Below are 25,160 nucleotides of genomic sequence, written 5' to 3'. Positions count from 1 at the left end.
CGCAGAAACCGATAAATAAACTAAAAGTTGCCTTTTGGTATTTTGATCGGGACATAAGGACAAACTGGTAGATGATTTTACAAATACCACCGTAAATGGTATATTGATCCCAAAATAACAGTTAAATTCAGCTGCAACATGAGTGTCAATTCACAGAACGTCTTAGACTATCCAAACAATAATACCATTTTTATGGTATGGGACTTCCGTGAAAGCATTGCCATTAAAGACAGGTTCAAGCATCTTTGCGCACTGATCGCCAACCTTAACAATTCCGCCAACGTACGCTTCCCCAATTCAAGGGCCAGCGTGGTAATGGGAATTGGTTACCGCGCGTGGCATTTGTTGGACTTACCGAAGCCACTTCCAAAGGAATTTGAAGAATTTGCGCCTATCGTCGGATCCAGGCATACGGCCGTGGCTACTCCAGGGGATTTACATTTTCATATCCGCGCCGATGAATATAGTTTTTGCATCGATGCCGCATCGGTCGTCTCAGAAGCTATAGCGGATATTGCCGAAAGTGTGGAGGAGGTCCACGGATTCAGGTATTGGGACAGCCGAAGCATTTTGGGATTTGTAGATGGTACGGAGAATCCACACGGCGGCGATCGGCAATATTTTGGAATCATCGGCGACGAAGACCCTTATTACAAAGGTGGAAGCTATCTTTTTGTCCAAAAATATGTTCATGATCTGACGGCTTGGAAATCTTTGCCGATAAGCGAACAGGAAAAAGTGATCGGCCGATCAAAAGTCGATGATATTGAAATGCCCGATGACGTGAAACCTTCCAATGCACATTCGGCACTGGCCAATGTGGGCGATGATCTCAAAATCGTACGTGATAATATGCCTTTTGGAAATATATCAAACAATGAGATGGGAACCTATTTTATCGCTTATGCAAGTTCATTCAACACGGTAAAGAAGATGCTGACGAATATGTTCATAGGTTCTCCAGAAGGCAATTATGATAGAATATTGGATTTCAGCACTCCCAAAACGGGAACTTTGTTTTTTGTGCCGACTTTTGACATGCTGGATGAATTTGCAGGGTAGCTTGAAACTGCCATTAGGTATTCAATGTTAAAGAAGGATAAGAACAAAAATTGGACGATCTGAAAAATATCTTGAATAAAACATGGAAGGAAAAAACGTATTCGTGGAACGCATTTTTAATGCTAATAGACAGTTAGTTTGGCAAGCCCTCACCGAAAAAGAAATGATAAAGCAATGGTATTTTGACCTTGCGGAATTTAAAGCCGAAATTGGGTTCAAGTTCGAGTTTTGGAATGGAGAAGAAAGAGGTGAACAATTTTTCAACGAAAAAAGCTGTTTTTGAAACTGATCCCTCTTGCAAAAGAATGGTTTTTGCAGGTATTTACTGCCCTTTGAAAAGATGGCTGAATTTGTTCCATTCAGCTATATTATTTGTCATCATCTTTTTGTTCATTCTATAATAACGCTTTCAATGCCGTTTTGGATTGCCTTTTCCCGTCCAACGATTGCCTGTCCCTCTGCCCGGAATACATTAAGAACATCAATCCCTATAAGTTCTAAAAAAAATCGAACATAGTTCGTCGTAAAATCATAGGGTTTCAGTTCTCCTTCGGAATATATCCCGCCGGAGGAAGTAACAATATAGGCTTTTTTATTTTTTAGTAGTCCTTGTGGTAAAAATCCGCTTCCCGTATAACGAAATGTAAGCCCAGCTCGGGCAATTTGGTCAAAATATGCTTTCAGGGTAGAAGGAATATTCCAGTTATACATAGGGGCTTCAACAACCAGAATATCTGTTTCTGATAAGTCCGTAAGGGCAGTGTCTGAAATAGCCATTTCGAGTTGCTGCGTCTCCGTGCGGTTCTCAGCAGGGGTAAAGAATGCATTGATATGGGATTCACTCAAATGTGGAACATTGTTTTTTGTAAGGTCGTATCGCTTTACATTGATTTCCGGATATTTTTCCTTCAGTTTTTCAATGACTGTATTTCCAATAGCTCTACTGGCGGAATTTTCATTTTTTGGGCTCGAAATGATGTGCAATACCTGTTTCATTCTCAATTATTTTTATTGAACAAATTTACTTACTTTTACTAACCTTTTGTTAGTAGTATATAAAAGGTTAGTAGTAATATTTAGGTTAGCATATGAAAGAAAATACCCAAAAGAAGATGTATACCGAAATGGAGTGTGCCAAAAACCTGGCAGCTGTTGAAGATGCGCTTTATGTATTGGGAGGTAAATGGAAATTACGGATTATTATTGCCCTGGTGAGTGGTTATACCCGTTTTAATGAAATTCAACGGACGGTTAAGGGAATTTCAGCAAGGGTTTTGTCAAATGAATTAAAGTCTTTAGAAATGAATGAACTGGTGAAAAGAGTGGTTCATGCCGACTGTGTTCCTGTAATTGTGGAATATGTTCCTACCGATTATACGGAAACCTTGAAAGAATTGGTTTCGATATTGGGTAAATGGGGCATAAATCATAAAAAAAGAATCACCTCCACCAACTGATTTTAGATTGTTTAGGGACAGGGTGATCACTTACTATTTATCAATAACGAGATTATTTTTTGCTGCTGATATTTCTCGAAACTGATCTATCGTGCGATTGCCCTATTATTTTACCCGTTTCATTGGGAATGTTTGCTTGCGTTCCTCCCCATTTTTCGTTCCCGAGATTTCGGCAACCAAAGAGTCTGCACTGATTCTAGTATAGGAAATGATCTGCGGAAAGTCGTGTTGCGCGTTTTCAAACACTAATACCGAGTCTGAAATGGCCTGCAAAGCAAAACGGACGGGCAGACCGTCATTCTGGTTTTTAACGGTGGGGATATAGAATAATCCGCCCTGCTGCTGAACCAAGCGTATAGTTTCAAAAATCACGGAGTCTTTGTCTTTCAGGATATAACTTTTCCCCGAAAATTCGTTATCGCCTGTTTTAGTCCAGGTTTCGTAGACACTTCCCCTTGATGTCTTGTTTTCCCAAGTTCCGATAAGCCATTCCGCCTTTTTGATTCTGCTTGTCTGTTGCGTAGTCCAACAACAAAAAATAATCAATCCAATAAGCATAAAAAGTAGTCCTGTTCTCATTGCTGGTGTGCTTAATGTGCGGAATGTATCCCTAATTTGTTTCCTTCAATGTCTATGAACAATGCAAAGAAACCCATTCATTCTTTTCTGTTTAAAATTGACTTAAGCCTTCTTCTGAACTATGCATTTTATAAACTGTCGCAATGGGGGCTTTGATGTAGATGATTTGTTCGATCGCTATCGTATTGGGTATCATATATTCAAATATTACTACTTTCAAACCTTATCTGCCTTGAAATTTTCCTGAAGCACTATAAGTCATGTTTGCCCTAAAAAATCCAAAAAGCAGTATGCTGTCCGTTTCTGGAATTGCGGGTTACAGTTTGATTATTCGGTTTTCCCTTTCAATGTGGCATAGATGGCCATGGCGTGCCCGTGTCCGAGCTCAAACTCTTTTTTGAGCCAATTCGTGATTTGGGTTGCTTTTACCGTTTTGGGAATTGTTCCATTTTGCAATAATCCCTTTTCTTCTGCCAGCTTTTTAAAGTCTTCGGGGCTTTTGCCGGTCTTCTTTTTGATATTGTCTATATATGCTTGAAAGGACATAACGGTTTTTTTTATTGCTTGAATTGATTTTGTGGTAAATGTGTCAAGATAGTCTATTGTGTATATTTTAAAACAACACCGCTTGTCGAAAGCTGCTGTGCGGAAACAAGCGATAAATTTTCTGAAGCAATACCCTTTCTGAAAAGTGGTCGTCCACTTCCCAAAATAACCGGGGCTAGCTCTAGCCTCCAGATCACATTGTGAAAAGATAAGTCCCAATATTGGTTTCCTTCAAAGTAACCGTCAAGGGTTATGATGTTCCACATGATTAGTTTTCTCACTCTTTCTGTTTTTTAGATCGGCTTAGCGTTTAACTTCATAACGGTCACTAAGGTTTGGCACTTTTCGTCTTTAGCTGTCCTTGTTGTGTCATGGCGAAATCCGTTCTACGAGTCATTACCTTTATAAATTCAACCTTTCTAAAGCGCAATGCACTCCAATCTTCGTCAATGGCAACTTGTCTTACGGGTTCAAAATCCGCCTTTCCCAGGATGTCCCAACCGTTATCCCTGTTTATTGCTGCTTTGTACTTTTTAGAAGTTCCTTTGGGGTAAGCATACCAGACTATTCCGTCGCCTTTTAACTTCTTGTCAATAAGTGGTGTAAGGGTGTCAATATCTGTTTGGGTCTTTACAAATGCCAGGACAAATTCAAGCTCATTGGTTTCATCGATGTTTGTCTTGATCGCTGCATAATCTTTCACTGCATTCAACTCCGTTTCAAATTCTGCCGGCGGGTTTAAAATGCAGATTTCCTTTTGCTGTTTAAAGTTCAGCTTTTTGAATAAAGGTGTCATAGTTTATCGTTGTTTATCCTACCATACGATGCAATGCTTTGCAGCCCATTGTTATCGCTAACCAGAGTTATTGTAAAATTAAAAAAATAGAACAGAAAAGCTACTTGTCCTATGACAAGTAATCAGATCAATGGCGAAGTGGAGTAGGCAAGGATAGGTAGGACCGATTAGCGGTTTACCGAAATGCGCCTAGATGGATAGAGGGTGATGTACCGACGTACTGTTTAAAATCCTTTAAGAGGTGGTTCTGGTCGTAATAACCATGTCTAAGGGCAATCTCCATTAAATCGTGGGATCGATTGTCCGTGAGATCGGCATATGCGTTCAAAAATCGCTGAAGCAGGATGTACTTTTTGGGCGACATACCGATATGGTTCAGAAAATTTCTTTCCAGCCATTTATAATTCATTTTTTCTCCAAACCGTTTGAGTATATCCTGAACCGATACCGTACCCTTTTTTAGGTTAATGAATTCCAGGGCATCGTTCAGCAACAAGGGATAATCATAATCACGACAGATGCTGTTTATATGAGACTCAACAAAAGAAACTTTTTCTTTCACCGATAGGTTGGCGTATACGCTGTCCACAAATGAGGCATGTCTATCATCCAATACCTCACTCAGGTTGCAGATAGGACGTGTCTTAAAATGCAAAGGGGAAAGGTTAAAGATCTTATAAAAAGATGCCGGTTTGAAACGGGCAATAAGCAGGTGTTCAACCTCATCCAAGGGGTCGATATATATGTTTTTTAATATGCCCCCGCACAGCCAGACAGATTCCATAACGGTAACCTGTCCCTCGACGGTGACCTTGATACGGTTATGCCTTTCGGGCATGAAGATCATCACCGGAAAACCATCATTGAACAGGAGCTGCTTGGAACGCATGCCTTTGCAGGGGAATACATAAAACCCCTCTACATGATCCTTGCTATAAACGGAAGGCGCAATCCTCGTGTGGTCGCTACTGCTACCCTCGAGGAGTTTTATTTTTTTTAGAAAACTGATCGGCATATATGTAAAGATACTCAATAAAAATAAATCAGGTAAAGAATGTCTAAAAATTACTATAAACTCAGGGTGACCTAAGCTATTTTTGCCCTGACATAAAAAGGAAGCTATTAATAATTTAGCCGATACAAGGTGTGTGTTTTAATAAATAACGGCATAAGGAATGACTGAACAGAAACAATATCCTATCGACAGGGTAATCTATCCGCTTCAAAGGTTTATACAACAGGAAAAAGCAGGCGGTATCGTGTTGGGACTAAGCGTTATCATCGCTTTGTTCCTGGCCAATTCTCCCTGGTCCGAGCAATATTTTAGATTCCTTGAGCACAAACTGGGATTTCAGTTTGACGGAAACTCCTTTTTGGAATACAGCATACTTCACTGGATCAATGACGGATTGATGGCGATTTTCTTTTTCGTGGTCGGGCTTGAGCTAAAAAGAGAAATCGTGGGCGGCGAGCTTTCCAGTCCACGGAAAGCCTTATTGCCCATCGGTGCCGCATTGGGCGGCATGTTGGTTCCGGCATTGATCTACTTGTCATTAAACCCTTCGGGAGAGGTTCACGGTGGTTGGGGTATCCCCATGGCAACGGATATCGCCTTTGCACTAGGCGTGTTGTATCTTTTGGGAAATAAAGTGCCCTTATCGCTGAAAGTATTCTTAACGGCCCTGGCCATTGTGGATGATCTGGGGGCTGTTTGTGTCATCGCATTTTTCTATACGTCCGATATTTCGATATCAAGTCTTCTGATCGGTCTGGGTTTTGTGGCGATCATGCTTATCGGAAACAAGATGGGCGTAAGGAACATTTTGTTCTATGCCGTCTTGGGTATCGTAGGTGTGTGGACAGCCTTTTTACTATCGGGTGTTCATGCCACCATCGCATCGGTGCTTGCCGCATTTACCATTCCGGCCGATGTGGAGATAAAAGAGAATACCTACATACAAAAGATACAGCATTACTTGAACAAGTTCAAGGCCATTGACCCGAACGACAGGATTCCGACCCTGACAGCAGAGCAGCTGCACATTTTGGAAGAAGTGAAAGCGGATACCTATCAGGCAATTCCACCTTTGCAGCGCTTGGAGCATGCCATGCACCCTTTCGTAACCTTTGCGGTCATCCCGATTTTTGCCTTGGCAAATGCTGGTGTTTCCCTCGCCGTTGATCTGGAGCAACTGTTCAGCACCAATGTCGCCCTTGGAGTGGCACTGGGACTTTTGGTCGGCAAGGTAGTGGGGGTTGTAGGTTTTACCTTACTGCTCATAAAGCTAAAAGTAGCCCCATTTCCGAATGGCTTCAATAGGAGGAACTTATTCGGGCTGGGACTGTTGGCCTCTATCGGGTTTACGATGTCGCTGTTTGTTACCTCATTGGCATTCGATAGCACGGAATATATGGCGCAGGCCAAGATCGGGATTTTTACGGCATCCTTAATCGGGGGAACGCTGGGATATATCGTATTGAATAAAAAAAAGAAAGATTAATAGATTAATATAATGAATGGTAAAACGGAACAGGAAATATCCTTGATCAGGGAAAGTGCGTTGTTGGTCAGCAAAACCCTGTCGGAAATAGCCAAGGTGCTAAAGCCGGGCATGACGACCCTGCAGGTTGACAAGCTGGCGGCGGAGGTGATCAGGGACAATGGAGGCGTGCCTTCCTTTTTAAATTACAACGGCTTTCCGTACAATATCTGTGCATCTGTAAACGATGTGGTGGTGCACGGCCTTCCAAACAATACGGCCATACGTGACGGTGATATCGTTTCGCTGGACGTGGGCGTTTACAAGAACGGCTACCACGGAGATCACGCCTATACGTTCATCATCGGGGAGGCGCCGAAAGAACATATACAGTTGGTGAAAGTGACAAAGGAATCGCTTTACCTTGGCATAGAGAAAGCAGTTGCAGGCAATCGCGTCGGCGATATCGGGTATGCCATCCAGCGCCATAGCGAAAGTTATGGTTACGGTGTGGTCAGGGAACTGGTAGGTCATGGCCTCGGAAAACAAATGCACGAAAAGCCGGATGTTCCCAACTATGGGTTCAGGGGACGAGGAAAGAAACTTGAGGAAAATATGGTACTGGCCATCGAACCGATGATCAACCTGGGCACTGCCGGTGTGCTTTTTGAAAGCGATGGATGGACGGTGCGCACACGGGATAGGAAACCCTCCGTACATTTTGAGCATGACGTATGCGTGAAAAAAGGAAAGGCAATGATCCTTTCCGATTATGCCATTATTGAGCAGTCGGAATCAAAAAACACTAACCTGAATACATCTTATTACGATCGTTAACTGTTTTTTCATCTTTAATTATTAAGATCGAAAAAAGGGATCTGCGCATGTGAATTATAAAACTGCGTGAATAATCCTAGCTCTTTTTAGGGAAGATTACAAAATAACTTCAGATAATTGTTCCTCAAGACGCTTACTCTAGGTGTCAGGGAGTTTCTGCAAAGCCCTCAGCACGGGCTTTGTTCCTTTAGTCGTTCAAACCTTTGTTTTCAAGAATTTTTGGAATGTATTTTTCAATCCGGTCCATCCTGGTTTTGGCTTGCTTGGCAGAGGAGAAATAGAGCAGGTATCCTCGTTGCCTGCCGGGTGTTAGTCTGTAAAAAGCAGTTTTTAAGTCGGGCATTTCCGTTAATGCGCTTTGAAATTCTTGCGGCATTTCAAATTCAGTTGTTGTTTTCATTTCAACTTTCAAGCCCGCTTTCTCATTTTGAATTGCCTCTTTGATATACGCCTTGACGATTGATCTGTTTTTAAGAATTTCGTCCATGTTGGAAAAACGGATTTGCCTTGCCGACTGCACATTTTTTGTTTGTTGCACCAAAATTTTCTTTGGGTCTTTCAGCAAAGCACCTTTGTGGAACAACAAAGCACAATATTCCTTAAAACCGTGTATAAGTACAATGTTTTGCCCCTGAAAAGTATAGCAAGGGTGCATCCATTTATAGTCTTCTTCAAGCGATTTGTTCTCACGGACGATTTTGCGCAGCACATGAAATTCTTCTTTCCATTGCTTGGCTTTCTCAAAAAAGCGTTCTGCTTGTTCGTTCATAATTGTCGATTTAATTTTTGTCGGAAGTGATTTTTCTGTCGGCAGGCCTAACATACCAAGACACAATTGTCAAGATCAAAAGCAATGTCGGTCCAAACAACTCGACTGCGCTATCGCCAACTGCCAAATGCGAAAGAATCGCCCCCGACATAACAAAGAAAAATCCCGCATAGGCCCACTCTTTGAGCAAAGGAAATTTGGGAACAAGCACCGCTATCACGCCCAATAATTTCCAAATACCAATGATGGTTAGAAAATAGGCTGGGTAGCCCAAATCCAAGGAAGTCTTGTCGACTTCTTCTTTCATTTTCATAAGTTGGACGATGCCTGTCGATGTCATTCCCAATGCCAGCCAAACAGTTGCAATCCAATAGATGACTGTCTTTAATTTTGTTGAGCTTGCTAGCTCGGTTTGCTTCGTCATATCTCGTTATTTTTTTTGCTGACGATTTCTTGCAGACGGTTGTGTGCCATATGGATGCCCTGGGCAAAAGGCATTTGCATCAGTTGGTTTCTGAAAGCAACGGATTTAAACAAGATGTGCATAGTCAGTTTACTTGTTTCGTCCGTTAGTTTTTCAAATTCCAAGTATTCAAGCTGAACAGGGAAGGGCATGTTTTCCATTTCAAAAGTTCGTGTAATCTTTTGGTTCGGTACAAATTCGTGTATTGTTCCGTTTGCCCGAAAAACTACTTTTCCGTCATGAGATGTTTCAAACGAATAGGAACCGTGTTTCTTGTTTTCCATTTTCAGCACTTTCGTTCCCATCCATTGTTCAAACAGTTCGGGTTCTTCATAAGCCTTAAAAAGCAATTCCAGAGGCAGATCAAATTCCCTTGTGATGATGATTTCCTGTTTGCCCTCTTCGGCATTGACTTTTGTTTTTTGTTCCATTTTATTTCTTTTGATACTTTTTCATTACAGCTTCCAGTTTGTTGAACCGGTCGTCCCACATTTGTCGGAAAGGTTCAACAAAGTCGGCTACTTCTTTCATTTTCTTGGCATTGATATGATAGTGAATTTCCCTGCCGTTTTGCTCTTGTTTGAGCAATTCGCACTCGGTGAGAATTTGCAGGTGCTTTGAAACGGTCGGTCTTGCCGTGTCAAAGTTTGAGGCAATGGCACCTGCCGTCATGGATTGCGAAGCAACCAATAGCAATATTGCCCGTCTTGTCGGGTCGGCAATAGCTTGAAAAACATCTCGTCTTAAATTCATTCTTTATATTGTTGTTTTTTATAGGCCTTCACACCATGATGCGTCGTTTTGTCATGTAGCCAAATGACTACAAATATATTTGTAGTCATTTAGCTACGCAAATTTTTATTGTTTTTTTTATTTAGCTGTCGTTTGAATGATTGACCGACAGTGATTTTTTCTGAAAGTTGATAGAAAAACCGCTATTGAAATATCGCGTAAAGTTCAGTTGTTGTCAGAGGCACTTTGTTCCGGCTTATTGCCCAATTAGCCCGAATTTGGGTGATTTCAATTATGACAATGTCCATTTTATTCTCACGGCGGACAAGTTTTTCGATTCCAGTCGCTGGGAGGGCAGGGTCTTGAAATCGTTCTTGGTATAGAATTCAATGGGCGAGGGGTAGGGTTCACCATTTCTTTTGAAGTCATGGTCATGATCTATCACCCAGCCGTTGAGCTCGGATTCATCTTCCTTTAGCTTGCTTAGGAGACGAGAACCAAGGCCCTTGCCATGCAGCGAGCTCGAGAGAATGATGGCAAACCACCTCTCGCCGTCTCTCGTGAACTTGAATGCCCAAGCTCTGACAAGATTATTCTCTATAATTAAATAGTGCTCGCAGTTTGCCAGTCCATGTATGTAGTGGTTTAATTCTTCGATGTTTGTATAGGCAAGCCTTTCCGGATATTCATCGTTCCATAGGTCAAGCAATTGCGACTTATGCGATTCCGAGAGGTGTATTTGGTGGATTATAGGCATAAGGTCTTGTGGCACGCAGTTTTTATTTATTAATTCTATACTGAAGTAGCTCTTCATTCCCATTTGGGAGCATTATTGTTCCGACAAATTTTAATCCAAGTTTTTCCTTCCCTCTTTCCTTATCAGCGTATAATTTGAATATCCCAATCTCTTAAGTTGCGGAATCATCTTACTTTCAATATATTGTTCAGCATCTTCAACTGATTTAATGTTTCTATTGCCTATAAAGTTGAGCCAATTAGGTGTATTAAAAAGTTGAAAAATGAATTCTGAATCATTTTTTGTAATGGGTTGTATGACTAACCTTTCAGTCTCAGATGTTTTGTAGATCATTGCGCTTCTTTTTTCGTCATAAGGTTTCCCACCGTCCTGCCTCTTTTGCGATGTCTATAAGAAGTTGCCCTTGTTGGGTCATTAGACCATGCTCTATCATTCTTTCTGCTCGGGCTATGTTGGGTTTGCTCCATTTGCTTTTCTTTGGATTGCGAGGCGTAAAGGTTAAGTAGAAACTTTCGGCGTCTCTTTTTTTACACAAGCTGTCTATCCATCCAAAACAAAGCGCTTCTTCCGTAGCATCGTTGAGATTGACACTTTGTACCTTGCTTTTTTTGTGGTACAGAATTAACCAAACGGATCTTTCCGTTTGGCTGTTTTGTTCTAACCATTTTCGCCACTCCGCTCTCGATATGGCATAGACAGCTTGTTTTCCATCTTTCGTTTCCATAATACGTTATGCTTTCTTTTGGTTTAAAATTTCGAGGTAATGGACATTAGTCATGATGCCAAGTATATTGCCAAAAGGGTCAATTACAGATGCCGTTACAAAAGTCCCTTTTCCCTGACTATGGTCCGTGATAGGTTGATATTCTGTTGCTCCCATCAGAATAAGCTTGTCAAGTGTCCCTTTTAAATCGTCAACGTGCCAATATGCGATAGCTCCAGAGGGTTTTGTAGAATAACCCTCTGGAGCATAACTGCTATCAATTATTCCTAATTCGTGTTGATAGTCGCCAATACGAAACTCGGTATAACCCGGCACATTGAAGTAGGGTTCAATGCCCAAAAATTCGCTATACCATTTTTTTGCTCCTGCGTGGTCAGTTGCATAAAAGTTAACCGTTGCCAAGCCTCTTAAAACATGTTTCCTTTCCATCTTACTTGTTTTTAGTTACTGATATAACGAAAGTAAGATGGTAAAGTGACAGCCCTATGTCAGGGGCACAAAAATTTATTTTTAGCATCTTCATGCAATTGAAAGAATGCAAAGACAGCGGGCGGATCGGCATCCCCGGCAAAGAGCTTGCCATCGGCCAATAGCTTGAACAAGGTATATAACTCGCTCCATTCGCCTTTATTTCCTGATAATGACATATTATACTAGCAGCATATTTGAACATTGAGCTTAATATATGATTTGCCATTCAATTCATATGCTGTTCCATAGCCGAATTTTGTGCTAGCAGGATTGATAAGGCCGCTATATTCAAGCAAAAGGCTCAACAAGTCCTATTTTTTCAAGTACTTTCTCTGCCGTTGCCTGTATGGCTGGTACGGCCACCGAGTTTCCAAACTGTTTATAGGCCTGCCAGTCGGCTCGGGATAGTCAAAGTGCTCTATCCCCTCATCCTTGTGAAAACCCCACGATAAATATGCGTTCCCTGTTTTGCGGCACGCCAAAGTTTTTTGCATTGATGATTTGCGGTTCCGGAACGTAATAACCCAGTTCGTTGCGTAAGACGTTCAGTATAGTGGCCAGTGTCTTTCCCTTATCGTGGTTGCGCAGGCCTTTTACGTTTTCAAGAAAGAAAGCACGTGGCCTATGCCTCCTGATGATTTCTGCTACATCGAAGAACAGCGTGCCCCGTGTGTCCTCAAAACCGCCCCGCTTGCCCGCTATGGAAAAAGCTTGGCAAGGAAAGCCAGCACACAGCACATCAAACTGATGAGGAATGAAGCTTTTGGTAGATTCCTTGGTAATGTCTCCGAAAGGCACTTCGCCAAAATTGGCATCATAGGTACGTTTGGCCTGTTCGTCCCACTCGCTGGTAAAAACACATTTGCCTCCCAGGTTTTGAAACGCAAGCCTAAATCCTCCAATCCCAGCAAATAGGTCTATGAAGGTAAAACGATAATCGTTTGGTCTGGGAAACGGTACATCCCACCGCAGTGGGAGTAGTTGTTGCAAAGAGATCTGCTCCAGCTCTGGCACCTTTAGTTGCAACTCATTATAGAAATCACTTGCCCTCTGGTAGTAAGTCTCCGCCTCTTTGTGAAAACTGTTTTGCAAATAGTGCGTTAGGGAGGCGACATCTTCTGCCGTGCCATTGAGTTTCTCTACGTGCAAATGCTTTCTAATATCCGAATATTTTAGTTCCATACGTGCTGTTTCCATCCTTGGCCAGTAAGATCAATTTTTGCAAATATGAGCAAATTTGCGCAAACCATACTAATTAATTTAGTTTTCAGCCCTTTTATGGCAGGATAAAAATAGAAATGCTAATGGTTACAGAATGTTTATAACAGGCTCGTTGTGTAGAAAAAGCTCTGTTTATGGTTTCAGAAAGAGTGGTGGTATACATGGTGTACAAAAATAAAAAATACCCAAAGATGGGTATTGAATTTATGTTTGTGTTTTCGGAGCTTTATGGGCAATTAATCTATTTCTGGCAATCTAAAAATGAGGCATTTTGTTACCACATTATATGTCATGGCGATGATCTCTTTGCCTTGAGCATTGGTATCCTAACGGCCTATTTTGCTCTTAGCCATACATCGTCCTCAAAACAGGTGACCTGCACGGCTTCTCCATCGCTCAATAAGAATGTCAGCGGGAAAGTACCATCCTCGTTCAGGAAAAAAGTTTCCGATCTGGGCGTAAAGGTTATCTCTTTATTGTCCCATAGCTGTTTTAATGTCAATCCGTTTGCCGAAGACTGGATATTGATCTTAAAGCTATTGTCATCCTTGAAGATATATGTTCCTTCAAGTCGTTTAAGTTGTGCTAGCGATAGCTGTTGGATTGTTTTGGGATCAAATCCTACTTTTACCGTTGTGATTCTTCCCAGTATCTTAGCGTAGGCAAACTGTCCGGAACTGTCTTTCAGGAATTCGACTTTGTAACCTTCTTCTTTTGATTCGAAGTTTGTTTCACTGATCTGAATAAGCGGATATTCTTTGTTGTCCCATTGGGCCAAAAGGATGTTGTCTTTTAGCTCAAATTGAATAAAAGATGCTTTATCGGGAAGCTGGTAATATCCTGTGAACTTTTCCAGAGGTACTGTTTCGGATTGCTGGCTATCTCCTCGTGTAATAATACCTGCATGAGCGGGTGCTTCTGCAAAACAGTTCGTTGAAAGAAGCGTGTTTACCAATAAGATGCTGCCGATGGCCATCCCGATTTCGGTGGCGATTGCAGACTTGAATGAGTTCATTGTTTTCATAACTATCTTTTTTTGATGCAATGATAAACTCCAGAAATTAGAAGAAGTTCGAATGGATGCAAATGCACAAAATTGAGGTCAAGTAGCCTCTGAATTTGCCTTAATATATTCTTTAGGAGTGAGCTTAGTTGCCTTTTTAAAGGTGGTATAAAATGTGGTTTTGGAGTTGAAGCCCGCCCTGATAGCCACACCGAACATATCTAAATGCTTGGTGTCTTCCGATAATAGCAGTAATTTTGCTTCCTCGGTACGCAACTCATTGATAAACTGATAAAAGTTCTTACCCAATCCATTATTAAGGACGTAGGATAGTTCATGTGTGCTGATACCTATCTTATCTGAAAGTACCGAAAGTGTGAGGCTTGGGTCGAGATACAGTTTTTCGTCGACTGTTTTCCGCAGCACCGTATATTTGAGTTCGTCGACCTGTTCAGTGCTAAGGCGTTCATTGAGTGTCTTTTTGGGTGCTATTTCGTCGTTTTCCGCTGGCTGATAAGTTTCGATAGCATAAATTGATTTTTGAGTTAGCGTTGAATAGGCCAAAAGGATTATCCCCAAAAAGTAGAGGATAGGGGAATAATAAGTTACGTGAATGTTGGATATACTTAGTATACGGATGAAAATCAAGAATAACACGGAAATCAATAGATATCTTAGCCATTCCAGATCTATTTTTTCTGTAAACGAAGCCACCATTTTTAAGTTCTTTTGGTGACGACGGAGCAGAGCGAAACAAGCGATCCAATAATAAACCATCTGGCCAAAGAAAAAATACCGGACGATAAACCCTATCCACGGAGGTAATTCGGGTAGATGGTTTTCCTTATGAAAGAGATTTGGCATTAAGTAGACCAGGGAAAATAGAAGGAAAAGCAGGAAAGGCACGAAATGGAGAAGCCAATCCTTTTTGGGTAAAGAAGGCGATACGTAATAGTTTACCGCCATATATAGGCATGGGAGCATAGCCCATCTTGGCAGTTCAAGTAGATGGATAAGGAAACTTCCTCCAATCCCAAATCCTTCCAGAAAAAGTTGGGTAAACGTGCAGGCAAGGATACAATAGAATACCCCAAGCCATTTGTCGGCTCTGGCATTTACCCGATTGACACCGAGGAAAGATAGCGATCCAAGCAGCCATAACGCTCCTCCAGAAAATGCATAAAAAATAGCTAATATATTTATGTCGGACATCAGATAATTTGCGCTGTTTCCAAATTTACTGTATTTGCTCAAAACTCCTAATTTACATGCTCCAGATAGGCACCCCAATCCATCCATGTATAGACAGTATCACGACCAGATAAAGCAAAAATAGGATGTTAAAAACCAACGGAAACTTGACCCATTTTTTATTTATTTGCGGCCAGCGTCTATACAATAAATACGCTGCGATTATAACGCTCACTCCGAAAAAAAGCATGCCTGCGAAAATGGAGATACTTGTGGCATTTACGGAAGTAAACAGTTCCTTGTGGACCGCATCAGTCACCCCCAATAGGCGATAGGAAGCCAGAAAACAGACAATGCCTAGGGAGGGTAAAAGTACTAAGCAAAGGTCTGCTATTTTTATTTTTTTAAATAAGGCTAAGGGTATCCCGAAAATCGCGTAGATGATAGACAGTAGGGCAGCAATCAACCCGAGGTAAATAGGGATCTTTTGTAATAGAATTGGTAGATAAATTGTTTTACTGTAAAAACTATTGCCATAACCCTGAAAGAAGGGGTGCCCCTCATTGTCATGCCCAATAACACATGAAGGAATTATATCTCCTTTCAATCTAAATATGCCATTTTCCATATGCATTAAGGAATCTATTTGTCCGTTTCCTCTATCGACAATAAGCTTGTCCTCGTCAATGGACAAAAGTTTAATCCCCCCGAATATTCTCCTGTGAAACTCCCATCGCTCATTCTTGGGATTCATGAATTGGTAATATCCCAGCATGGGTTCTATTTTCGACTTATCTATTTTTACAGTGCGCATTTTGGGCGCTTCCCTATTTTTCGTTAGAAAACCTTCAATAACTTGGGATACTGGCCATAGGTTTGTATTGCAATTGGTGGAAATGGCATATGCCAAACCAGCCTCCCTGTTAAAAAATATCCAGGAGCCAAAGCCCTCACCTTTGCCATTATGGCCTCTAAATGTTACTTTTTTGTTGTTTGGAAACAGATCGTTGCCCAGTGCATATCCCGTCTGTAATCCGTTCTGGCTAGCTAATGTGCTGTGGACTTTTTCCATCTCTAAAATATCATTTCCATTAAGTAAATCAACGTTGCTGTTTTTGTCAGCATTTAGGAGGTAATGCATAAATTTAGCCATATCAGATGCATTTGATACCAGCGCGCTTGAGGCTCCGTTGCTACTTGGCATATAAAGCGGTAATAATGTATAGCTTCCATTCCTAAAATCATACCCTTTAGCATAGGTTTGCCGACTTTCGCCACTTAGATCAAATAGGGTGCTATTCATCGCTAAGGGTTTAAACAGCGTCTGTTGGATATACGCATCCCAAGGGATGCCGGAAACTTGCTCTATAATGTGTCCTAAAACATTATATCCGGGATTGGAGTATGACATCATCTTGCCGGGTTTCCAGCGGGAATTAAGCGAGTTTTCTATGGCTTGTACCGCTTCAATTCCGGTTAAGGGCTTTCCTGTCATATTGACCATCTTATTCAACGAGATATCTTCGAAGCCTGCCGTGTGTTCCAAGATATGTACGAGCCTTATAGGATGCGTAGACTCCCATTTGTTGGTATATGGAATTTCGGGTGCAATTGCCTGCAATCGGTCATTGAGGTTTAATTTACCTTCTGCTATTAATTTTTGGATGCCCATGGCCACGAAAAATTTTGTGACGGATGCTAAATGAAATTGGGTTGTGCCGTCAACAGGTTTTTTTTGTTCCAGATCGGCATATCCCAATCCACCCGAAAACAAGATGCTGTCCTTGTTTACGATGGAAATCATCAATCCAGGCATGCGTTCTTTTTGCAGAACTGTGTCGATTTTTTTGAGCAATTGGTCGATTGCAGGTGTTAGAGAATCATCATGCTGCACTTGAGCTTTGACCATGTTGCATAATAATACCATGAAAAATAGGGTTAAAATTGATGTTATACGTTTGTTCATTGTCGTTGTTTTTTTGTCAAAGTACATACGTCCCTTTTTATTTTAGTTCCTTGTTATCCAACCGAACTAAAAAATGTCATGTTCCAATAAAAAGCTTTTGATGCGAGATATAGCTTTGAGAGACTTTTGTATGTTTGCGGCGCTGTTTCCACTCTGTACCAGATTGCAATATTGTCGCCAACGCAAAATTCACTGTTTGGCCTCCCATATAAACGGTTTGTCTAGTCTTTTATAACCTTTGTCGATAAAGTTATTGCAAATAACTCCGATGTTCCATCTTTGCAAAAGATGCTAATTGAAATTTTTGTTATCCAATGAATAAATTGCTTAGAATTCTTTCTTATGCCTATGTAGGCTTCTCTTTACTGTGTTTATTGGCGGTGTCGTTGATGGCCTGGCTTAGTCCGCAGCAGGTGATGGAGTTGGTACGGACAAGGCTGGACAATACCGATGCGCTAAGCTCGATACGCGGCGTATACGGTGCAGTTGGTCTTTTTCTGGTACTACTTTTAGCGTACCTGGCCAAAAGCGATTTACGGAAAGCCGTTCTATTCCTGGTCCTATTCTGGGGGCTTTATGCTTTGGCGCGGGCATATACCTGGGGAGTAGATGGGGCACTGGGACCTTTCGGCCAGCAGTGGATCACAGTCGAATCGGCGCTTGCGACCGTTGGGCTGCTCTTGTATTTGTTGGCCAGACGGAAATAACGTAAAGCAGATAGCCTGACGAAATAAGGACAGGGGGCATACCCAAAAATTATAGGCTATATTTGATAAAATCATTATCTTCGCCTCGTAACCAGAAAGTTCCTAATAAGTTTGCAAAGCTTCCGGAAAAAGCTAGAACAAAGGCGATGAATATGAATCGAAGATGGAGAGCGGCAAGCCGTGGAGTCGCTAGGTGAAATATCAAGGAACAATCTGGAGAAACTTGTTGACATGGGCTGCCGAGTAGGTGTCATGCCATGATGTGATCGATGAGTACGATAAACCAATACCGCACAATTGCGGAATACCTGATTATGGAAATCTAGCGATGATACTAAAAAAAGCCATTGATGAAGATACGCTCCTGGTTGGATTGCGAAATGGGAGCCACAAGGCATTCGAGCAGTTATACCATCGTTATAAAAGGCTTATCGTTGGCCATTTACTGAACTTGTTCCATGACGAAGGGCTCGCGCAGGATATTGCACAAGATACTTTTATCAAGGTTTGGGAAAGCAGGGCGCAGCTGGACGAGCATAAGTCTTTTAAGGCATATCTGTTTACCATTGCTACCAATAATGCTTACAACCTATTCCGGAAGGCTGGTAAAGATGAAAAGACAAGGCTGGGCTTGCAACTGGCCTTACAGCAGGCTGTAAACCAGGTAGAGGAATACATCTTCCAAAAGGAACACCTGGAGTTGCTTCATTCCTTGCTGTCCCTATTGCCAGAAAAACAGCGACAAGTATTTCGTATGGCCAAAATTGAGGGCTATAGCTATGCCGAGATCAGCGAACAGCTGCACATTTCTCCCAATACCATAAATACCCACATCAAACGGGCCAGTAGCTTTCTCCGTGAACAATTGCTAAACCACCCCGAACTTCTATTGGCGCTGCTTGTTGTTCAGTCAATTTGATTTTATCTTTTTGAAAATCAGTTGTTTCTGATTTTTTTTGATTTGCTTGTCACTAATTTTTTCCTACGGATTGTATTGCCTGTAAACTTCTGAAATTTTGAGCAACAACGACGCATATATCAATGAATTGTTCAGGAAATACCTAGAATGTTCTATCAGCAAGTCGGAACTGGATGAGTTGTTGGATCATTTTGGCGATGACGAGTATTCTGATTTACTAAGAAACCTCATTCGAGAACAATTTAACCAACCAGTACCCGAAAACATGGACAACGATCGCCTGTTAAGTATTATGGGGCGGATGGATAATACTGTGCTGCAAGAAACCAGATCTGCTAGACCTTGGCCGATATCGCGTTGGCTGCCCTATGCAGCGGCTATCCTATTGATTCTGGCTACCACCATTACCTGGCTTCACTTTGGAGAATACCTAAGTTTAGAATCCAAAGCCGTAGATCTGCAATCAAATGACATCGCTCCGGGAGGCAATCGAGCTACGCTCACACTTGCCGACGGACGCACTATCAACCTGAGCATGGAGCAATCCGGAATAGTTATCAATGATGGCAGTATCACCTATCAAGATGGCGCTATGTCAGTATTGCGGTTGGACGAACGTGAGACTTCCATCCCGTTGGAAATGTTGACCCTCACGACGCCCCGTGGAGGACAATACCAGATTACCCTTTCAGACGGTTCTAAGATATGGCTCAATGCTGCTTCGCAACTCAAATATCCCAGCAGGTTCAAAGGCAAGGATCGGGTGGTGGAGCTATCTGGCGAAGCCTTTTTCCAAATTGTTAAGCAGAAAGGGGAGCGCCGGCCTTTTAAGGTTATCAGTCGAGGACAGCAAGTCGAGGTTCTCGGTACCCAATTCAACATTTCCGCATATGCCGATGAAGGAGAAACAAGAACCACACTGGTTGCTGGACGAGTAAAGGTCTCGGCAGATAAGGATTCCGCGTTGCTCAATCCTGGCGATCAAGCTACCTACCAAGGGGAGGCTATTAGCGTAAAACAGGTAAATACCTCGCAGTATACCGCATGGAAAGAGGGTTTTTTCTATTTCAACGGACATTCTCCACAGGAGGCCTTTGAACAATTGGGGAGATGGTACGATATCAACGTAGTCTATCGGCGAAAGGTACCTATTGTCCAGTTCTTTGGCAAGGTCGAACGAAATAAGTCCTTAGGATCACTGTTGAATATCCTGCAGACTGCCGGGTTTGAATTTGATGTCGTATCGTCAGGAGATGCCATCACCTTGATCGTGGGGAAAGAATAGTTGCCTAGCAAAGAATAATTATAAACCAAAAATTCCAATTAATAAGCCAATTAAAAATCAAAAAATTATGAAAGCAAGAGCAGGGTAACGGAAAAACAGGAAATAAGAATAACGATAAGCAGATAAAACCGGATGGTGTAGCGAGCACCATCCGGAATAAATGTCTGGAAAGCCCCAGCGTATAGCTACGCTGGCATTTAACCAATTTTTAACCATCCAAACAGGACAAATATATGAGTTTTGCACAATGTGTGAACAGGGAATCGTATCCCTTTACATACCGGTTTATCCTAATTATGAAGTTAACGGTTTTTTTAACCCTAACGTTCCTATTTCAGGCTATTGCAAGTAGCAATGCCCAAAAACTGACATTGACGGCACGAAACAGCACTTTACAGGAAGTGATGGAAGAAATACAGAAACAGCAGGGCTACTCTTTTTTCTTTTTGGGCGAGCATATTGCCTTAACGCGAGTCAACGTGCAGGTAAACCAAGTAGAGCTGGCTGAAGCGATGACGGCAATCTTGGCTCATCGGGACCTCTATTGGTACATGGTGGATAAGACCATTATTATCAAAAACAAAGAAAAGGCCCCCCATCTTTTAAACACAGACCAACCGCATGCCTCTGTACAGCAACGAGAGCTTACTGGAACGGTTACCGACGAGTTGGGAACACCGTTGGAAGGGGTGACTGTCACCCAGAAAGGGACAAATATAAGAACTGGAACCAACGCACAAGGCGGCTATCGGATAGTCATTCCAAATGGAGATGGCGTCTTGGTGTTCAGCAATGTTGGATTCGAGACACAAGAGCAGCCGATAGGTAGCCGATTGGTTATCAACATTACCATGAAAGCATCAATAGGTGATTTGAATGAGGTAGTGGTGGTAGGATATGGAAGTCAACGTAAGAGAGACCTTACGGGCTCGGTTTCCTCGGTTACCGGCGATCAGCTTACCGCGTACCCCGCTGCGGGAGCCGTTCAGGCATTGCAAGGAAGAGCGCCGGGGGTTGCGGTATCGAGCGTAAACGGCGAGCCCGGTCAGGCCCCACGTATACGCATACGCGGAGGTACGTCAATAAATGCAAGCAGCGAACCACTATACGTAGTTGACGGTTTTGCTGGCGGTGCGCCTCCTCCTCCGGAAGATATTCAGTCGATGGAAATCCTGAAAGATGCTTCCGCTACGGCAATCTACGGCTCTCGAGGGGCCAACGGCGTTGTGTTGATTACCACAAAAAGTGGCAAAGCAGGCAAAACTCAAGTTGGCTTTAACACATCTTATTCCATGCAGGAAGTGGGCAAGAAATTAGAGCTACTTAATGGACAGCAATTTGCCCAGTACATCAACGAGATCTATCAAAACGATGGATCGTCCATTGTACCTTATCCCAATCCGGAGCAATATGGCGTAGGTACAGATTGGCAAGATGCGATCTTCAGGACGGGCGGACTGGGAAGCAGTCAGCTTTCCGCCAGCGGCGGCACAGATGGAATTAAGTTTTATACCTCTGTCGATTATTTCGACAATAAAGGAATAATAACGAATTCAAGGTTTAATCGTATATCCGGCATGTCCAACCTGGATATTAGGATGAATGATCGCGTCACGTTCGGTACAAAAATGTTCTATCTGCGTTCAAAGCGCGATGGCGTTTTGACACAAGAACCTAGTGGCGGTTCAACTGGCACGGGCGTCATTATGGCTGCACTGAAGTTTGAGCCCGTTCAAGGCATATTCGGTCAAGATGGAAAGTATACGCTCTCGCAAGTTGGCGATCCGCACGACAACCCAGCGGCCGTCGCCAGGGAGCGCGAAAGCGGCACGATAACCGATTTGTTTCAAGGCAATGCCTATGCAGAATTGGACCTATGGCGCGATCTGAAATTCAGGTCTACCTTTGGTATTCAAACCAATAACAACAGGGCAGGCGAATACATTCCCACCACACTCAACCTCGGGCGAAACTACGGGGGAATTGGTTCTATCGCCGCAGAGAAACGAACCATGGTAATCAACGAAAACTATCTAACTTATGATAAGAATATAAACGAGTCGCATCGGTTTACGGTGATGGGCGGGTATTCTTACCAGTTCTCCAGAAGTGAGGCTTGGAGAGCCGCCAATCAGAATTTCGTTACCAACTCGTTTTCCTATTGGAATCTCGCGGGCGGATCCAACTATCAAAGTGCCTCATCGAGCCTCACGGAGTGGGTGCTTTCCTCGTTCTACGGTCGACTAAACTACAATCTCAAAGACCGGTACCTGCTTACCTTTACTGGGCGATATGACGGGTCATCGCGTTTCGGGGCGCACAATAAGTGGGCGTTTTTCCCTTCTGGGGCCGTTGCATGGAACATAAAGGAAGAACCTTTCCTCCAGCATGTCGATGTGTTATCCCTATTGAAGTTAAGGACAAGCTATGGCGAGACCGGGAATACGGAAATTGGATCTTACAGTTCACTGGCCAAGTTTTCTCCTTCGTTTACGATTATCGACGGCAATCCCGTCAATGCGGTATTGCCTACGGATGTGGCCAATTTCAACCTTACGTGGGAAAGTACCCGGCAGAGTGATATAGGGGTAGACGTAAGCTTCTTCGGTGGGCGCTTGTCCCTCACGGCAGATTATTACTACAAGAAAACAATGCATTTGCTTTACAATGTGCCACTCCCGGAATACTCTGGCTATACTACCTCATTGCAGAATATCGGGAGTATGCGAAATAAGGGATGGGAATTTGCCTTGTCTACCATAAACCTCGATCGTGGCTTTAAGTGGAATACCGACTTCAATATTTCCTTTAACCGAAACAAGATCCTTCAATTAGCCGGCGGCGATTTGCTGTACTCCACCGCTCCTGGACACCTGCTGTCTACGGATTCGCAAATCCTGAGGGAAGGTGAAGTAATCGGAGCCTTTTATGGCTGGATGTTCGGCGGTATTTATCAAATGGACGATAATTTCAGCGCCGAACCCCACAAAAAGCCCGGCGATGTCCGTTATCTCGACATTACCGGGAGGGATGCCAATGGTAACTTAACCTATGTGCCCGATGGGGTGGTGAACAATGACGATCGTCAGATTATAGGCAACCCACATCCAGATTTCGTGTTTGGTTTCAATAACGACTTTCGATTCAATAACTTCGACTTAAACATTTTTTTTCAGGGAAGTGTAGGCAACGACATGATGAACTATACGCGGCTGGAACTGGATTGGATGGCAGGCAAAAGCAATGCTACCATTGATGCGCTGAATCGGTGGACTCCCACTAATACCGATACGAATGTGCCTAGAGCTTCGGGAGGACATAAATCGGAAGTGTCATCCCGCATTGTGGAAGACGGATCCTATGTACGTTTGAAGAACCTGGCAATTGGCTATAATTTTCAAGAAGACGGCTTGCGAAAACTGGGAGTGGCTACCTTGAGGGTATATATCAGTGCACAGAACATATGGACCATTACCAACTATTCGGGCTACGATCCGGAAGTGAGCTTTCTGGATTCCAATACCAGGGTGGGTTTGGACTATGGAAGTTATCCCAATGTAAAATCATGGACATTGGGCGTTCGTGTAGGTTTTTAAATAAAAAAAAGAAAAAGATGAAACGCTTTATAAACTATTTACTTGCCGTTTTGGCGGCATTGACACCAGTGGCCTGTACCGATCTGGAAGAAAACCCAGTGGGTATATTGGCACCAGAATCTTTTTTCAAGACCCAGGCTGATGCCGAAGCTGCCGTGATGGGAGGATATTCATGGATTGCCAGTGAGTACCTATACGGTAGGAGATTACTCATTGGCTTACAGCTCCTAAGTGATATGTGCGATATTGGCGATATCGGCACAGCATCTGAGCGGGTACAGCTAAATAACTTTCAGATTGACGGCAACAATGGAATTGTTACTACCTTATGGCCGTATTTTTACCAAGTGATAGGGGCGGCAAATGCAGCTATAGATGGCATCCCCAACGTTGAAATGGACGAAGATTATAAGAACCAGTTGATTGCCGAGGCAAAAATGCTGCGTGCTTTGTGCTATTATCATCTGGTGCAGCTATGGGGCGATATACCTTATATTGGGGAATTTGTTTCTGATCCCAGTAAGATCTCTTCCATTTCGAAAACACCGGTAGCTGAAGTGTACAATCATATCATTGCCGACTGCGAGGACGGAATACGCTACCTGCCAAATGCCTATTCCAGCAATGTGAGAAGTAGGCCTACAAAGGGAACGGCGCAGACGCTGTTGGCTTCCCTGTACCTCACCATGAAAGATTATGAAAAGGCTCTCCAACAGGCCGAGAGCGTCATAAACAATGCAGGGACATATGGGTATGGGCTGATGGAAGACTACCAAGACTTATGGCGTGCGGATCTGGGCGATCATAAGGAGCAAGTGTGGGCTGTAGATTTCAAGGGAGGAATACAAGGGCCCAACTATCCGCAGAACGTTGATTTTATGGCGCCCATTACAGGAGTCCGCGATGCGGATATGAACGGGTGGAGTGTCGTGGTTGCTTCCCCGGGCGTTTATGATAGCTTCGATGATCGGGATTACCGTAAGAAAGTTAGTTTCCTGATAGAAACGCCGGTGAATGGTGTCATGACGCCTTATACCGGGTGGCGGTGGCCCCGTATCCATATTGCCAAATGGTGTTTGTACCCCGGGTCCAATGCTACTGAAGATGGCACACTGTCTGATCACAACTATAATATTTTCCGCTATGCCGAGGTGCTGCTAATAGCGGCAGAAGCCATCAACGAGGCACAGGGCGCACCAAATGCCAATGCCTATGCATATATTAACGCCGTGCGTGCAAGGGCACGAAATTATGGGGGAACAGCTGTTAGCTTTCCGGCGGATCTGCAGCCAGGGATGTCGCAGCAAGAATTTCGTGCGGCAGTCCGTGAAGAAAGACGTATAGAGCTTGCTTTTGAGTGGAAGAGGTGGTATGATTTGGTGCGCTGGGGCATTGCCAAAGAAGCCTTTACCGGCACAGATTCCTATGAGCCGCGTCCCAATTTTCAGGATCGGAATCTACTGCTGCCTCTTCCACAAGACGAGTTGGACCGAAATCCAAATCTGCTGCCCCAGAATCCGGGATATTAGATTTAGCGAGGGACAAGACGACATGCGCTTCATCCCAATTACCTGATTTATAAAAAAAAATTATACACGA

Annotated in this window: 29 protein-coding genes; 10 read left to right on the top strand and 19 right to left on the bottom strand. The window is 43.0% G+C overall.

What is annotated here, in order from left to right; genetic code table 11:
• Window positions 1-138 precede the first annotated feature (138 nt).
• Complete coding sequence (locus A37S_RS0103220) at window positions 139-1,062, top strand: Dyp-type peroxidase (RefSeq protein ID WP_028295743.1); 924 nt, start codon at window positions 139-141, stop codon at window positions 1,060-1,062.
• An 82-nt stretch (window positions 1,063-1,144) separates the two neighbouring features.
• Complete coding sequence (locus tag A37S_RS23435) at window positions 1,145-1,345, top strand: SRPBCC family protein (RefSeq protein WP_051292685.1); 201 nt, start codon at window positions 1,145-1,147, stop codon at window positions 1,343-1,345.
• Window positions 1,346-1,452: 107 nt separating this feature from the next.
• Here A37S_RS23435 and A37S_RS0103210 read toward each other — a convergent pair whose 3' ends face one another.
• Window positions 1,453-2,058, bottom strand: a complete 606-nt coding sequence (locus A37S_RS0103210) for an FMN-dependent NADH-azoreductase (RefSeq protein ID WP_028295742.1) — start codon at window positions 2,056-2,058, stop codon at window positions 1,453-1,455.
• A gap of 92 nt (window positions 2,059-2,150) precedes the next feature.
• Between A37S_RS0103210 and A37S_RS0103205 the strand changes: the two genes are divergently transcribed.
• Entirely contained in the window at window positions 2,151-2,519 is a 369-nt protein-coding gene (locus A37S_RS0103205) for a winged helix-turn-helix transcriptional regulator (RefSeq protein WP_028295741.1), read from the top strand.
• Between the two features lie 105 nt (window positions 2,520-2,624).
• On the opposite strand, the gene A37S_RS0103200 is transcribed toward A37S_RS0103205, so the two are convergent.
• The 5 genes from A37S_RS0103200 to A37S_RS0103180 all read right to left on the bottom strand — a co-directional run bounded on the left by A37S_RS0103200 (window position 2,625) and on the right by A37S_RS0103180 (window position 5,455).
• The gene (locus tag A37S_RS0103200) at window positions 2,625-3,098 is read right to left on the bottom strand and encodes a DUF6265 family protein (protein ID WP_028295740.1); all 474 of its coding nucleotides are present in this window, start codon (window positions 3,096-3,098) and stop codon (window positions 2,625-2,627) included.
• 327 nt (window positions 3,099-3,425) lie between these two features.
• Window positions 3,426-3,644 carry a DUF4287 domain-containing protein gene (locus tag A37S_RS0103190; protein ID WP_028295739.1) on the bottom strand — a complete coding sequence of 73 codons (219 nt, stop codon included), beginning with the start codon at window positions 3,642-3,644 and terminating at the stop codon, window positions 3,426-3,428.
• A gap of 53 nt (window positions 3,645-3,697) precedes the next feature.
• Entirely contained in the window at window positions 3,698-3,925 is a 228-nt protein-coding gene (locus A37S_RS27395; RefSeq protein ID WP_169719426.1) for a dihydrofolate reductase family protein, read from the bottom strand.
• Window positions 3,926-3,972: 47 nt separating this feature from the next.
• On the bottom strand, window positions 3,973-4,440 hold the full coding sequence (locus A37S_RS0103185) for a hypothetical protein (RefSeq protein WP_028295738.1): 468 nt from the start codon (window positions 4,438-4,440) through the stop codon (window positions 3,973-3,975).
• 175 nt (window positions 4,441-4,615) lie between these two features.
• Window positions 4,616-5,455, bottom strand: a complete 840-nt coding sequence (locus A37S_RS0103180) for a helix-turn-helix domain-containing protein (RefSeq protein WP_028295737.1) — start codon at window positions 5,453-5,455, stop codon at window positions 4,616-4,618.
• 160 nt (window positions 5,456-5,615) lie between these two features.
• Here A37S_RS0103180 and nhaA point away from each other — a divergent pair, with 160 nt between their 5' ends.
• Together nhaA and map are read left to right on the top strand one after the other, a co-directional pair.
• Window positions 5,616-6,941: a Na+/H+ antiporter NhaA gene (gene nhaA / locus A37S_RS0103175; protein WP_028295736.1), complete on the top strand. Its 1,326-nt coding sequence runs from the start codon at window positions 5,616-5,618 to the stop codon at window positions 6,939-6,941.
• A gap of 12 nt (window positions 6,942-6,953) precedes the next feature.
• Complete coding sequence (gene map, locus A37S_RS0103170) at window positions 6,954-7,757, top strand: type I methionyl aminopeptidase (protein ID WP_211229709.1); 804 nt, start codon at window positions 6,954-6,956, stop codon at window positions 7,755-7,757.
• A gap of 187 nt (window positions 7,758-7,944) precedes the next feature.
• On the opposite strand, the gene A37S_RS0103165 is transcribed toward map, so the two are convergent.
• From A37S_RS0103165 to A37S_RS0103100, 13 genes are all read right to left on the bottom strand, one after another.
• Window positions 7,945-8,526 carry a YdeI/OmpD-associated family protein gene (locus A37S_RS0103165; RefSeq protein ID WP_036601036.1) on the bottom strand — a complete coding sequence of 194 codons (582 nt, stop codon included), beginning with the start codon at window positions 8,524-8,526 and terminating at the stop codon, window positions 7,945-7,947.
• A gap of 10 nt (window positions 8,527-8,536) precedes the next feature.
• Window positions 8,537-8,950, bottom strand: coding sequence for a DoxX family protein (locus tag A37S_RS0103160; protein WP_051292684.1), 414 nt, complete (start codon window positions 8,948-8,950; stop codon window positions 8,537-8,539).
• Window positions 8,947-9,420 (bottom strand): SRPBCC family protein, encoded by a 474-nt coding sequence (locus A37S_RS0103155; RefSeq protein WP_028295732.1) that lies wholly within the window; start codon window positions 9,418-9,420, stop codon window positions 8,947-8,949. The genes A37S_RS0103160 and A37S_RS0103155 overlap by 4 nt, the downstream gene beginning before the upstream one ends.
• Window position 9,421: 1 nt before the next feature.
• Entirely contained in the window at window positions 9,422-9,742 is a 321-nt protein-coding gene (locus A37S_RS0103150; protein WP_028295731.1) for an ArsR/SmtB family transcription factor, read from the bottom strand.
• 271 nt (window positions 9,743-10,013) lie between these two features.
• Window positions 10,014-10,478 carry a GNAT family N-acetyltransferase gene (locus A37S_RS0103140; RefSeq protein WP_028295730.1) on the bottom strand — a complete coding sequence of 155 codons (465 nt, stop codon included), beginning with the start codon at window positions 10,476-10,478 and terminating at the stop codon, window positions 10,014-10,016.
• A 349-nt stretch (window positions 10,479-10,827) separates the two neighbouring features.
• Window positions 10,828-11,202: a YdeI/OmpD-associated family protein gene (locus tag A37S_RS0103130; RefSeq protein ID WP_028295729.1), complete on the bottom strand. Its 375-nt coding sequence runs from the start codon at window positions 11,200-11,202 to the stop codon at window positions 10,828-10,830.
• A gap of 6 nt (window positions 11,203-11,208) precedes the next feature.
• On the bottom strand, window positions 11,209-11,631 hold the full coding sequence (locus tag A37S_RS0103125) for a VOC family protein (RefSeq protein ID WP_028295728.1): 423 nt from the start codon (window positions 11,629-11,631) through the stop codon (window positions 11,209-11,211).
• Between the two features lie 59 nt (window positions 11,632-11,690).
• The gene (locus A37S_RS26985; protein ID WP_157278370.1) at window positions 11,691-11,849 is read right to left on the bottom strand and encodes an HpaII family restriction endonuclease; all 159 of its coding nucleotides are present in this window, start codon (window positions 11,847-11,849) and stop codon (window positions 11,691-11,693) included.
• 6 nt (window positions 11,850-11,855) lie between these two features.
• Window positions 11,856-11,969, bottom strand: coding sequence for an HpaII family restriction endonuclease (locus A37S_RS28255; RefSeq protein ID WP_425414392.1), 114 nt, complete (start codon window positions 11,967-11,969; stop codon window positions 11,856-11,858).
• 130 nt (window positions 11,970-12,099) lie between these two features.
• On the bottom strand, window positions 12,100-12,870 hold the full coding sequence (locus A37S_RS23425) for a DNA cytosine methyltransferase (protein WP_051292682.1): 771 nt from the start codon (window positions 12,868-12,870) through the stop codon (window positions 12,100-12,102).
• A 358-nt stretch (window positions 12,871-13,228) separates the two neighbouring features.
• Complete coding sequence (locus A37S_RS0103110) at window positions 13,229-13,918, bottom strand: hypothetical protein (protein ID WP_157278367.1); 690 nt, start codon at window positions 13,916-13,918, stop codon at window positions 13,229-13,231.
• A gap of 78 nt (window positions 13,919-13,996) precedes the next feature.
• Window positions 13,997-15,109 (bottom strand): helix-turn-helix domain-containing protein, encoded by a 1,113-nt coding sequence (locus A37S_RS0103105; protein WP_169719425.1) that lies wholly within the window; start codon window positions 15,107-15,109, stop codon window positions 13,997-13,999.
• 52 nt (window positions 15,110-15,161) lie between these two features.
• Entirely contained in the window at window positions 15,162-16,997 is a 1,836-nt protein-coding gene (locus A37S_RS0103100; RefSeq protein ID WP_028295725.1) for a serine hydrolase domain-containing protein, read from the bottom strand.
• A gap of 371 nt (window positions 16,998-17,368) precedes the next feature.
• Here A37S_RS0103100 and A37S_RS0103095 point away from each other — a divergent pair, with 371 nt between their 5' ends.
• The 5 genes from A37S_RS0103095 (at window position 17,369) to A37S_RS0103075 (ending at window position 25,090) form a co-directional block, all read left to right on the top strand.
• Window positions 17,369-17,761, top strand: a complete 393-nt coding sequence (locus tag A37S_RS0103095) for a DUF4345 domain-containing protein (RefSeq protein WP_028295724.1) — start codon at window positions 17,369-17,371, stop codon at window positions 17,759-17,761.
• A gap of 328 nt (window positions 17,762-18,089) precedes the next feature.
• On the top strand, window positions 18,090-18,680 hold the full coding sequence (locus A37S_RS0103090; protein ID WP_028295723.1) for an RNA polymerase sigma factor: 591 nt from the start codon (window positions 18,090-18,092) through the stop codon (window positions 18,678-18,680).
• 97 nt (window positions 18,681-18,777) lie between these two features.
• The gene (locus A37S_RS23420; RefSeq protein WP_051292681.1) at window positions 18,778-19,965 is read left to right on the top strand and encodes a FecR family protein; all 1,188 of its coding nucleotides are present in this window, start codon (window positions 18,778-18,780) and stop codon (window positions 19,963-19,965) included.
• A 233-nt stretch (window positions 19,966-20,198) separates the two neighbouring features.
• The gene (locus tag A37S_RS0103080) at window positions 20,199-23,561 is read left to right on the top strand and encodes a SusC/RagA family TonB-linked outer membrane protein (protein ID WP_211229708.1); all 3,363 of its coding nucleotides are present in this window, start codon (window positions 20,199-20,201) and stop codon (window positions 23,559-23,561) included.
• A gap of 17 nt (window positions 23,562-23,578) precedes the next feature.
• The gene (locus A37S_RS0103075) at window positions 23,579-25,090 is read left to right on the top strand and encodes a RagB/SusD family nutrient uptake outer membrane protein (RefSeq protein WP_028295721.1); all 1,512 of its coding nucleotides are present in this window, start codon (window positions 23,579-23,581) and stop codon (window positions 25,088-25,090) included.
• Window positions 25,091-25,160 lie beyond the last annotated feature (70 nt).

The organism is Olivibacter sitiensis DSM 17696 (assembly GCF_000427965.1).
In the GTDB taxonomy this organism is placed as follows: Bacteria; Bacteroidota; Bacteroidia; order Sphingobacteriales; family Sphingobacteriaceae; genus Olivibacter; species Olivibacter sitiensis.
Note: the sequence above shows the minus strand (reverse complement) of the source record. Positions and strands in the feature narration are given on the sequence as shown.